At 42.3% G+C, this 11,705-nt stretch carries 12 protein-coding genes; 8 read left to right on the forward strand and 4 right to left on the reverse strand.

Going from position 1 to position 11,705, the window contains the following annotated elements:
• Window positions 1-131: 131 nt before the first annotated feature.
• The 3 genes from R7R78_RS04470 to R7R78_RS04480 all read right to left on the reverse strand — a co-directional run bounded on the left by R7R78_RS04470 (window position 132) and on the right by R7R78_RS04480 (window position 3,080).
• Window positions 132-1,061, reverse strand: a complete 930-nt coding sequence (locus tag R7R78_RS04470; RefSeq protein ID WP_149192222.1) for an SRPBCC family protein — start codon at window positions 1,059-1,061, stop codon at window positions 132-134.
• A 137-nt stretch (window positions 1,062-1,198) separates the two neighbouring features.
• Complete coding sequence (locus R7R78_RS04475) at window positions 1,199-2,440, reverse strand: sensor histidine kinase (protein WP_054578981.1); 1,242 nt, start codon at window positions 2,438-2,440, stop codon at window positions 1,199-1,201.
• Complete coding sequence (locus tag R7R78_RS04480; RefSeq protein ID WP_225473150.1) at window positions 2,412-3,080, reverse strand: response regulator transcription factor; 669 nt, start codon at window positions 3,078-3,080, stop codon at window positions 2,412-2,414. Before R7R78_RS04480 ends, R7R78_RS04475 begins: the two co-directional genes overlap by 29 nt.
• Window positions 3,081-3,169: 89 nt before the next feature.
• On the opposite strand from R7R78_RS04480, the gene R7R78_RS04485 reads away from it, so the two are divergent.
• The 4 genes from R7R78_RS04485 (at window position 3,170) to R7R78_RS04500 (ending at window position 6,001) form a co-directional block, all read left to right on the forward strand.
• Window positions 3,170-4,369 (forward strand): DUF5666 domain-containing protein, encoded by a 1,200-nt coding sequence (locus R7R78_RS04485; RefSeq protein ID WP_225473151.1) that lies wholly within the window; start codon window positions 3,170-3,172, stop codon window positions 4,367-4,369.
• Window positions 4,370-4,518: 149 nt separating this feature from the next.
• On the forward strand, window positions 4,519-4,815 hold the full coding sequence (locus R7R78_RS04490; RefSeq protein WP_017634219.1) for a hypothetical protein: 297 nt from the start codon (window positions 4,519-4,521) through the stop codon (window positions 4,813-4,815).
• A 271-nt stretch (window positions 4,816-5,086) separates the two neighbouring features.
• Entirely contained in the window at window positions 5,087-5,719 is a 633-nt protein-coding gene (locus tag R7R78_RS04495; RefSeq protein ID WP_225473152.1) for a hypothetical protein, read from the forward strand.
• A gap of 3 nt (window positions 5,720-5,722) precedes the next feature.
• A complete protein-coding gene (locus tag R7R78_RS04500) occupies window positions 5,723-6,001 on the forward strand; it encodes a hypothetical protein (protein ID WP_080996836.1) in 279 nt (92 codons plus the stop codon).
• A 476-nt stretch (window positions 6,002-6,477) separates the two neighbouring features.
• Here the strand turns inward: R7R78_RS04500 and R7R78_RS04505 are convergent, their stop codons facing one another.
• Window positions 6,478-7,527, reverse strand: a complete 1,050-nt coding sequence (locus tag R7R78_RS04505) for a Preprotein translocase subunit SecY (protein WP_206949039.1) — start codon at window positions 7,525-7,527, stop codon at window positions 6,478-6,480.
• A 439-nt stretch (window positions 7,528-7,966) separates the two neighbouring features.
• Between R7R78_RS04505 and R7R78_RS04510 the strand changes: the two genes are divergently transcribed.
• The 4 genes from R7R78_RS04510 to R7R78_RS04525 all read left to right on the forward strand — a co-directional run bounded on the left by R7R78_RS04510 (window position 7,967) and on the right by R7R78_RS04525 (window position 11,667).
• Window positions 7,967-8,428 (forward strand): hypothetical protein, encoded by a 462-nt coding sequence (locus R7R78_RS04510; protein ID WP_053349957.1) that lies wholly within the window; start codon window positions 7,967-7,969, stop codon window positions 8,426-8,428.
• A 93-nt stretch (window positions 8,429-8,521) separates the two neighbouring features.
• Entirely contained in the window at window positions 8,522-8,995 is a 474-nt protein-coding gene (locus R7R78_RS04515; RefSeq protein ID WP_053349958.1) for a copper chaperone PCu(A)C, read from the forward strand.
• Window positions 8,996-9,600: 605 nt separating this feature from the next.
• Window positions 9,601-10,356 (forward strand): SDR family NAD(P)-dependent oxidoreductase, encoded by a 756-nt coding sequence (locus tag R7R78_RS04520; RefSeq protein WP_137282568.1) that lies wholly within the window; start codon window positions 9,601-9,603, stop codon window positions 10,354-10,356.
• Window positions 10,357-10,770: 414 nt separating this feature from the next.
• On the forward strand, window positions 10,771-11,667 hold the full coding sequence (locus R7R78_RS04525) for an NAD(P)-dependent oxidoreductase (RefSeq protein WP_372051950.1): 897 nt from the start codon (window positions 10,771-10,773) through the stop codon (window positions 11,665-11,667).
• Window positions 11,668-11,705 lie beyond the last annotated feature (38 nt).

The following is an 11,705-nucleotide window of genomic DNA, read 5'->3' on the forward strand; positions in this document are numbered from 1 at the left end:
AGTTGGCCTGTAAAACCATGCCTCAGCGATTGCTGAGGCATTTTTATGGGTAGGAACAGATAGGCTATTATTCTTTAATAACATTTCGCATAACCAGTATGATACCTAAACACCCTACTCGCCTGCGCCTGTCATTTCTTAAACAAAATAATTTCCGTTCTTAGCTCTTCTTCCGTGGTTTCCTTCGGGCTATTCAGATAGCGTTCGATTCCTAAAGGACTGGTTTTGACTTTCATACCACTCTGACGAACCAAGTTCATCGCTAAAGCCCATGCATTTCCCAAAAACTGATATTCACCTCGGTGTTCAACGACAAATGTTTCACTCTCAGGAATGGTACCGGTAACCGCCCCTTGAGGCGCTGGTACTGAGTTATGAAGAGGAAAGCAAGTGATAAACTCGAATGTACCTTTCTGCATATCCATCGACTGGTAATAACAAAACAATTCACCATTCACGGATAGGGTTTCGTCACTAATTAACTGTTCTAGTTGCTGAACATGCTTCTCAATTACCGAACCTAATTCCTGCAAGCTAGCCACACCCTTGATCCCAATGTAATGAATTTGAGGCAACGTTCGGTTACCTATTTCGACTAAGTCTGAATGCACTCTTCCGGTTTCAAGCTTACTTTTGAGCATGCGTAACCCACGTTGATAATCCATCTCTATCATCGACTTAAACATACTTTTCAGAAAGAACAGATACCAAGGGACGCGAGATTGCATTTTCCATTCGACTAAACAGCCATTTTGTGACGGCGTCACGATTAGAGTCACCTTTCCATGGCTCTTGATTGGGCGAAAGAAATGTAGCTCCATATCTAATCGATGCTCTTGAGTACTTTCCAGTACAATCGCGCCAGTCCCAATACGCTGACCATTCCATTGATAACCAGCTCCAACGTGGCCCTGATTATCACTGAATGTCAGCTCGCAGCTTGGTTCAAGAATGATCCATGGTGACCAGCTGGGCCAGTTATTGAAGTTCTTGAGATAGCCAATAATTTCACTTTGATTCTTATTAATTTCAATACTTCGGCTGACCTGATAAGAGAGCATAACGGTTCCTCGAGTTTCCGCTTCACTAACTTCAGTCTAATTCAAATTCCAGTTTTTTCTTGTTTGACTACGGGTTAGATGCGTACGACAAGAAAAATCCAGAGCGTTAATTCTCACTTGAATCAATACGCGCAAAGCTAAGAGCAGAACTCCACTTTTGCACTAAATCGAACACCATCATCGTCCAGTACTAACGCCCACCCCATCCGTTCACATATTCGTTGTACGATAACAAGCCCACAACCATAACCAGCGTTGTACGTCTCGTTGCCATCGTGACGGTTTAGGATCTTAAGCGCATGACCTTTCAACTCAATTTCAATATCTCCCACACTATAGCTAAAGGCGTTTTTAATCAGATTGTTGATAACAATGGTCACAAAACTCTCTGGTGCCTTCACTACACCACTATGTTGTTCGTACAAAGCGTAGTTCGAATCTTGCTTGGCAAATAAAGGAGCCAGCTCTTCCAGTTGTTTTTGTAAACAAGTAAGAAGCTGATGCTCTCCGTAATGTTGAGGCTCTATTTTCTCTTTACCAAGTAAGAGAAACGCTTCTGTCAGTACACGCATCTCGTCACAAGCTGACTGCATCCTCGTGATGGCTTTTTGCGCAACTCGAGGTTGATCAGGAAGACGCGTCAGAATGTCTGTTGAGCCTTTAATCACCATGATTGGCGTTCTCAACTCATGCGATGCAAAACGGCTAAATTCTTGTTCTCGTTTGAAATAGCCCGCGATATCGTTCTTATTATCCAGCAAAGTCTGCTCTATCTGGCGTGTTTCGCTGAACTTAGTTTCAACTTGGAAAGCGGGTTGATCCGGTGACATTTGGCTAATTTTTTCTTCGATTTGCGCTAGTGGTCGAGACAATATTCGCACCATATAAATGCCATACCCGACCATAACAAATGAAAATAAGCCACCGAGCAGTAGCGTAAACTGATGCAGCGAGCTTTCGTATTCGTCCAAGTAATCATCTGAGTCATCTTGAAACACAATGTACATAAGCCCCTTCCCTGAGGGATGGTTCAATACAACAAAGTGTTTGTCTTCTTCACCAAGCAGATATTCGTAAAAACCAGGTGAAGTAAAAGAGAGCAACCAATCGGGTGTCGGTGCTTCACTCCAATATGAGTTGAATTCCAATACGTTTGGCAATGGCGCATCCCAGCCCTGTTTCTCGAAATTCTCACTATAAAGCGCAGCTTCAGTATCTAGCCAGTGATGTAAACTCAGCACTTCCAGTTTGTTTTCTGCCACATAAATCAGCGACCAAAAAAGAGTAAACATCACAAACGTCATGACCCCAAAACCCCAACGGATCTTGCGATAAATGCTTGGATATTCGTTATGCTTTAAGTCGGTAACCTTGTCCATGAATAGTCTCTAATCGTGATTCTTCAAAACCTTTGTCTAGCGCGGTTCTTAAACCGTAAATATGGCTACGAAGTGCATCACTTCCGGGTGGTTCGTCTCCCCACACACTATCGATCACTTCTGTGCGCGAGACCGCTCCTGGAGCACGTTGGAGGAGCAATTTTAAAATTTTAGTTTGAATTCGACTCAGCTTAATTTCTTTGTCTTTTCTCGTTACTTTTCCTGTCCGCGCATCTAAACAAATATCTGCAAATTTGAGCGTTCCGATATCTTGTCTTGGACCACGATTAGCCAAAGCATGAACACGCAAACTGAGCTCTTCCATCGCAAATGGCTTCATTAAATAATCATCTCCCCCCGCTTTAAAAGCCGCGATTTTGTCCTCTAGCGTATCTTTTGCCGTTAGGAAGAGAATTGGCGTTCCACATAACTTATCTTGTCGAAGCTTCTGTACCGTACTGATGCCATCGAGCTTCGGCATCATGATATCCATGATGATTACATCGTAATGATTTTCCTCGATTAACTTAATCGCAGCCTCTCCATGAAACGCACAATCGATAATCATGCCTTCTAGCTCAAGATAGTCTGCAATCGTCTCCGAGACGTTATGGTTGTCATCTACAATTAAAATTTTCATAAAATCACATTTCTTCACGATCTCTTCACGATATGCCCAATAAGATACAGGCAATTTCCTAAACTCGCTCGTAAATTGAGGTTAATACAATGAAAAAACTCGCTCTTATTTCTGTAGTAGGTTTGGCATTGTCTGGTTGTGGTGGTTCAGGTGGTGGCAGCAATAGCGATAGCACATCAACTCAACCAGCAGTGAAACCAAGTGTAGCGATTGGCTCTGTTGAAGCGGTCAACGCTGAAGAAAGCACGTTAACCGTCAATGGACATACGTATCGTGTGTCTGAGGTGGTTTATGACGACACACAAGTGCAATTGGCCGATGTAAAACCAAAAATGGTGGTTCGCGTGGGGTCAGATATTCGGCAAGCTTCGAACAATGGCGTCCGAGTCACACTTGAACCAACCATTACAGGACGTGTCACAGCGATTGATCATGTGAAGAAAACATTTACGGTAAACGGCGTAGATCTGCAGTTTGACGGTTTAAGTGATGATATAGAGATCAACGACTGGGTGATGGTGTCATCCTTGCCGACTGCGGATGCGGGTTATCGAGTGTTGTCTGTGGTCGAACTCGACGTAGATAACGATTACCCAGTAATTGATAACGACTACGAACTGGAAGGCCGTATTACCAGTATCGATGAAAATGCTGGCACGTTTGAGCTTGGTACAAATATAACCGTATCTTACGACAACATTAGCCAACTTAGCATCGGCCAATGGGTGGAAGTAGAAGGTGAAATGCAAAACGGTATCTTCATGGCACATGAGGTACAAGTTGAAGACTACGACGATCTAAAAAATGACAGCGATGTGGAAGGTATCGTGACTTGGGTTGCCAAGGATTATAGTGAGTTCTCTCTAAACTACCGAGGAGCCTTCTTCATTGATAACGCAACACGCTTTGAGGATGGTAGCAAAGCTAATCTAGAACAAGGTCAAGAAGTAGAAGTGACCTCTGTGATGAAAAATGGCAAACGCACCGCTACCGTCATCGAATTTGAGCAGTTGGAGTTTGACAATGACAACCAATGGCGAGGTAAAGAGTTTGAATGTGAAGGCTATGTATCAAACTACGATGCTGATTCAAGAGTGTTTGAAATTGAGCATTGTGAGAATGATGCTGATCAAGTACTAAGTAACACCACCGTTGTGATTGATGCACAAACACGCTTCCAAGGCATTGAAGAACTTAACCTAAATGGTGCTCGTGTCGAAGTCGAAGGTGTGATCATTAACGAGCGAAATATTGCCCGTGAAGTGGAGTTAGACGTTTACGACTACTAATCCCTTCTACGCTTAAGAAAAAGTGTCACTTCGGTGGCACTTTTTCTTTTCACCTTACTTTGCTTCCCAAGCTCAAACCAACAAATTCTCAGCCAAAGCCTTTTCTCTCCGTTACACTTTACCTATGTTTCACAACATTGGTGACAACTATGAAAAAACGCAACCTCATTTTGTTAATCTTGTTTTTTGGTTCAGCCACGAGCTTAGCTAGCGTGATGGATCCTGACTGCGATGCAGAAAAGGCAGCTAAAGCCGCTGCGACAAAAGCCGTGGTTGGTGTTGGGGGGCGCTGTACGCCTAAAGAGGCACTGAAAGATACCGCAGTTGATGCAGGAAAAGACAAATTGCCAGATGAAGGGATGGCGGGTAAAGCTGTTGATGCAATGACACCGGAAAAAGAGAAGAAAACGGTGAAAGACGTAACCAAAAAGCTCAATAAAGATTGATACCTACATCATAGATGTTTGAGCGTAGAAAACATTTTCCTAGAATAAAGTGGCGATTTACCAGTTGTTTGAAGCACACGTCTAATCTTGGTTTTTCATATTCAAAAACCTGCATTTGACCACACACTATTTTTACTACACAAGTTCAAAAATTAGTAATAATTCCTCCTAACTTTGAGACTTTGAGCCTAACGAGAAATGTAACAACTTGCATACAAGTCACTTGGCTATATTGTACACATACTATATATCGAAGAAAGGAGGTTTAACGATGGTTAGAGGTTATAGTGAACAGACTCTAAAAGCCGAACCTGTAGTTCAATTGGCGGTACTGACAGGCTTAGATGCCGATTTGAACTTCATCAGAAACAACAGAGAAAAGGTTTTGCCTATAATCACAGGTGTCATTTTGTATCGACAGCTCAATAGACGCGACCAAAGAAAAGTCCTTGAGCAGGCACAGGCTTTAGGGAATTCGAAATTTTTCGGTAAGATTCAAATGCTGGTAGCGCAAAGTATTGCCAAGCCAATGTGGAACCCTTGGAGCCTATCAGATGGTGAGCTGCGCCAGTATTTTAATACTCATAAAGCAGTTGCAAATTTCCTTTCTACATGGTTTATCACCATCGATATTAAACTTGAGGTCGGCTTTATGGCAGCTGTTATATACGCACTATCAAAAGGTCAAGGGGCTGCATTGATTAAAGAAATGGCTTCAGTGCACATCGCTGAAGAGACTTTCAAAAAACTCAGCCTCTCATCAACTGCACAACAAGCTGGCGCGAGAGCATTTTTTGTAGCTGTTATTCTCGCTAGTGTACTCAAAGGCTTTAACGAGGCAGATGCGCTAGCTGCAAAGAAAGAGTTGTTACGACGTAACATGCTTGGAATAGAGGATTTGTAAGCTATGTTTTGGATACTGGGTCTTTTAGTTTCCTTGTTTATCATGTACTCGGATTACGCGCATTACTTCTATACCAAGCGACATGGAAAGAAATCTAGGGTTTCTCGCTTATTTAGCTTGTTGATCACGGTAACGCTTCCTATGATTGCGACTACCGAGATTTTGAACGATCTTAATGTAGAGAAAACCAGCTACCAAGTGTGTGTAGTTTTAGTCTCAGCTTTAGTTGGCCTTCTGGTCTGCTTGTCGGAACAGTATCGTTTTAAGTCAGAAAGAGATTAGTGGTATCGGGTTGTCCAGCTATCACCAAAGGCATCAAATTGGTGCCTATTTTATTATTGGTTTATTAATAACTGATCTGGCGAGTAAGGCCGGTTCGAATATCTTCTAACGTTCACCCTCGAGCACGAGACCGCTATCATGACTTCTTTAATGAAAAAAAGAGAGCCTTTTGACTCGGGGATTTAGAGCTCTTGGACGTCTGAATGCGCATAGTTCATACCCTCTATTGAGACGTCGGAATTATTCGCTGTACCGTGATAGAAAATTATTTATGTATTGAAACACATATACCTTGCTCGTGAATATCTAGCCGTCTCGGACATCTCAAATCTAACCTCAACTTATATCCAAATGAATTTGTAGTTTGTATCACCAACTGCTCATAGTTTATTTAACAATTAACAACGAGTTCATGGGGAGCTAATACAAAAAAGAGCGCCGATTGACGCTCTTTCCGAACTTTAATAGATAACCAATTATGCGGTCTCTGCTTCACCTATCCAATGATAATGGTGGTTGGCTTTTTTCCCCACTAAACCGAGCTCTGCCAATTCTTCAAATACCTTGTCTACCTCTTCCGCAGACAGCCTAAACTGTTTAGCAACGGCTTTTTTGGTGCACGTAATTTGATGCGTTTTAAGTGCATCGCTAACTTGCTCTAACAAGGTTTTCGGTTCCTTTGGTTCTTCTGGCTCCGGCGCTACTGGTATTTCTTGCTCTTCTTCCTCTTTTATATGAGGAAGATAACCCGCAGGCGCTGGGTCTATATCGCGAACTGTTTTCAATATCATGCCCTCATTTCTGCGATAGAAATATCGGAACCGTTGCTCTTCACCAATCAAGCCAACAAAAAATGCAGCAAAGAAGTCCAACAGAATCGAAAGAAATATAACCAAGCCAAGCTGAGCTTGCTGAGAGGTGGTACCAAATGCGTTAGCTAGACTATCAATTAAACCAATCACTGATCCTTGCGTGACTGGCGGTAAACTATCACGCTCCATAGCCAAGCGTTGCTGCTCTTCACGTAAGGTTTTGTTTTGATCCTGAATGCGAGTTACACCAGTCGCGATACGCTCCATCTCGATGTATTTCTGCGCTGCCATATTGTTGAGCTCAATCTGCTTATCGATTGCCGCAATCTGACGATTAAACGCTTCCACTTTCGCCTGCTCTACCGAAATATGACTTTGTGCACTATTGGTTGCACTATTAATGCCACCAATACTACCGCCAATGGAAATCGCAGCTAAGACTAAATAAAACACGAGAGCGGTTGCTGCTCCTGTGTAGTTGCGATGGGCTCGGCGCTCACCGTATTCATACCAAGCGTAAAATTTACCCGCTTCAAAAATGATCGCTAAACCACCAAATAAGGTTTGCATCATCGGATTTTCGTCGATAGACAAAAATAGCAATAGAGAAAAAATAGTCGATGCTAAAATCGCAGCACCAGTGAATGCGTATACACTCACCATGGCAAATCGACCTTTAGGGTATCGATATCCAATCTGTTGTTCGTATTTCATTTGAGAAATTTCTTAAGATTAATCGCCCCTCCTACTAAGTAGGACGGACGTTTCTGGCATGTACAAAGGAGCGCAGAATACCGTATCCTTTATTAAATTACTGTCATAATTCCGTTAATGGAAAACAAGTGAAGATTCGGTGGGCATTTTGAATCGATATCAGCCAAATCTAGCATGTAAAAACACCACCACGACACCCACTAACCGAAGCTTCAGTAACATATAAGAGAGATTAATTCGGTATCTTCAAAAGCGACTAGGCAAGACTGACAAGTTGAATTGGAGGTTGTGAATGTCAGCCGAATCAAGACATTAAAGCGTTAAAAATAGACAATAAAACAAATAACGCACACTTGCATCACCTTTTAGTAAACTGATAATTACATTGTTTGGTTAATTTGTTAGTATCCCGCGCCGAAGAAGATAAGCACTCAATTGTATGGAAAACACTCTAATACAGCACAAACACCATCGCTTGCACGCTATTGCGGTTATTATCGCGGTGTTGTTTCAGTTGTATTTAGCGTCCACAGCCGCTCTTAACCCTACACAAGTTCACAGCACAACTTGGCTCAACAAAGTCCAAAGTGAAAAGGTTTTACTGTGTACCGCAGATGGTTTCAAATGGGTGGATATCAATACGTTGATTGAGGCTAACGCTCAATCTTCTTCTAAGCTCATCCAAGATCTTAACTTACACGACGGCTTTCAGTTTGAATGCCCGCTTCTTCAAGCTGTTCAATTCTTTCTTTTGGTTGCGATTGGGCTTTACCTGACAACCATCCATTGGCTGCGCCGAGTAAAGTGTGCACTGACGACTTATCACTTTTCAAAATGCGATAAGCTCGTTTACAAACACATCGCGCCTAAGCACTCTCCGCCGAGTGTTTTTCCTGCCTAACAGGCATCTAATCATTAACAACTTTATTCAAAAATAACGATGACTCTGTTTGTTGTCCATTCAGAGAAGCTATTCATTCAAAAGGAAAAACACATGCTTAAATCATTTAAAACCGCCGCTATCGCGCTTATTGCTGTCATCGCTAGCCCACTGAGTTTAGCGCACGATTATGAAGCAGGAAAAATTCATATCGACCATCCATGGAGCCGCGAAGCGCCACCAAACGCACCTGTTATCGGTGGTTTTTTTCAATTAACCAACCACGGTGACAGTGAAGATGCATTGATCGCAGCAGAAAGCCCAATCGCAGGGCATGTCGAAATTCACACGCATAAGAAAGAAGATGGTGTGATGAAAATGATTAAGATTGACGAAGTGCGCGTTCCAGCCAATGAATCTGTGTTGTTTAAACCAGGCAGCTTCCATTTAATGATTTTTAACCCAACACAAACTCTTAAAGAGGGTGACCGCTTCCCTATGACATTAACCTTTAAAAACGCAGGTAAGGTTGAAGTGGAAATGGCGGTTGAGAAACAAGGCCACATGGAAAAACACATGCATCATTAATGACGCAAACAAAAGTGCCCGCTGATTTAGCGGGCATTTTTATCTCAGCTTAGTCAAAATCATTATCCAATAGGTCCTAACTCGACTCTTCAGAACAATGGTGATAAATAACGCTTGGCGAAACGGCGTCATATATCATAACAGCGTGCTCGGGCAAGAGATTCTAAATCACGCTCGTTCCTCGCTATTCAGAATGACCTTGAAAGACTTAAGATCCTAAAAAGGTTCCCTAACCGCTTAAAACTCAACCTCTCGACAAAGTTATCCAACCATCACTTGGCAAGCCTAAATGAAATCATAAGTTTGGCAACAAAGACCCACCGTTAATCGGCTTTCTTTCTACTTGCAACAAACCTCGGCCCAACGAGCTAAGCCCGCAGCTATAAGCTCAATTGTTTATATATCCCGATTATCCTGACTAGATACAAATCATGCACGACCGTAAAGTCGATATATGCCACTGGATGAGTCAGCATCTAAAGAAAGTACGTGATCGACTTCTCATTGTTGGTGTTTCTCTGTTTATTAAAACTATTTGTATTACAATAATACTCTATGTTAAATAAAAATCCTTTCCAACTCTACAAACATGAGAGAACACCATTATGTCTACTAAAATTGCATTTATTTCTGGTGCTACTGGCGGTATCGGCTTCCAAGTAGCAAAGCGTCTTGGTCAGGATGGATACACGGTCATTCTAAACGGCATTGAAGATGAAAAAGGTTCGGAGTGTATCTCCAAACTACATAACGCAGGAATTGAGGCTGAATACTACGGTTTTGACGTTACAGATGAACATGCCGTCGATGAAAACATCAATGCTATTGGTGAAAAATACGGCAAAATCGATGTTGTCGTTAATAACGCAGGTGGTCTTGGTGGTCGTAGTCCTATTGAAGGTATGGAAACTGATTTTTTCCGTAAAGTCATGGCTTTAAACCTCGATAGTGCATTCTTCGTATCACGCGCAGCGATTCCATTTCTAAGAAAGTCTGATAATGCATCAATTATCAACTTCACTTCAAACGCTGCTTGGAATGCAGGTGGTCCAGGTGCAGGTATTTACGGTACATCAAAAGCCGCCGTTCATACATTAACTCGCGCTTTAGCTAAAGAGTTAGCTCCGGCTGGAATTCGTGTCAATGCAGTATCTCCTGGCACTATCGATACACCATTCCATGCTCAAATCAAAGCAACCAAGCCTGAAGTATTTGCTTCTTGGGCAGACAGTATTATGCTTGGACGCCTAGGCCAGCCAGAGGAGGTCGCCTCTGCTATCTCTTTTCTGGTAAGTAAAGATGCATCATTCATTACCGCAGAAACACTGCAAATTGGTGGTGGTCAAGCTTTAGGCATTTAGTACCAATAAGTCTTTTTACCTATCAGTAAGTACGCTTTAGTACTGATTTGATAACGGCCGCAGTATGTTTGTACTGCGGCTTATCCTTATACCACCTCGCCTTTCACCCCATCTGGAACGTTTCACCCATTTTTGGTATAGACAGTATTCCTCTAGCTGAAACAAAATCACTTGTATTACAATAAATCTTATTTTTACGTTATTTAAGCCTCCTAAAGGATTTGTTCACGATAAAATGGAAGCGTGATGAATCCGCTTTTCTTATATACACTGATGAATAAAACCCCCACAAACCTTACTTACATCTCACTTTTAGAAAAAATTCATCCCAAGACCGCTATGCTCATAATTTTCAATTGCAAAAGCCACAATAGTCATTATGATTACTAACAAGCAATATAATCATACAATAGTATTTTTGGAGTTAAAATGACTAAACCTATCATTGGTTTCATCGGCCTAGGCTTGATGGGCGGAAACATGGTTGAAAACCTACAGAAACGTGGTTACGAAGTTGCTGTAATGGACCTCAATAAAGATGCTGTTGACGCAGTACTAGCTCGTGGAAACGCTTCTGAAGCTTCTTCAGGTAAAGAGCTAGCAGAGAAAAGTGATATCGTGATGCTGTGCCTAACAACATCTGAAGTTGTCGAAAAAGTTGTTTACGGAGACACTGGTGTTCTAGCTGGCATGTCAGAAGGTAAAACACTCATCGACTTCGGTACATCTATTCCAGCTTCAACGAAGAAGATTGGCGCTGACCTTGCTAAGAAAGGGGCTGGTATGATTGATGCGCCTCTAGGTCGTACACCTGCCCACGCAAAAGATGGTTTACTGAACATCATGGCCGCAGGCGACGTCGAAACATTCAATAAGGTTAAGCCCGTACTGGACGATCAAGGTGAAAACGTATTCCACCTTGGCGCACTAGGCTCTGGTCACGTAACTAAGCTTGTGAATAACTTTATGGGTATGACAACCGTAGCAACCATGTCTCAGGCATTTGCTGTTGCTAAACGTGCTGGTGTTGATGGTCAACAATTATTCGACATCATGTCTGCAGGACCATCAAACTCACCATTTATGCAATTCTGTAAGTTTTACGCCGTAGATGGCGAAGAAAAACTAGGCTTCTCTGTCGCAAACGCAAACAAAGACCTCGGTTACTTCCTTGCTCTATGCGAAGAGCTTGGTACAACTTCCCTAATTGCAGAGGGCACTTCTAAGAGTCTACAAGCGGCAGTTGATAAAGGCCTTGGTCAAAATGACGTTCCAGTCATCTTCGACTACTTTGCAGAGCTAGAAGCTTAGTCACACTCAGTTGCAACTATAAGCCCAGCAACCAATGT

The organism is Vibrio sp. 2134-1 (assembly GCF_033339495.1).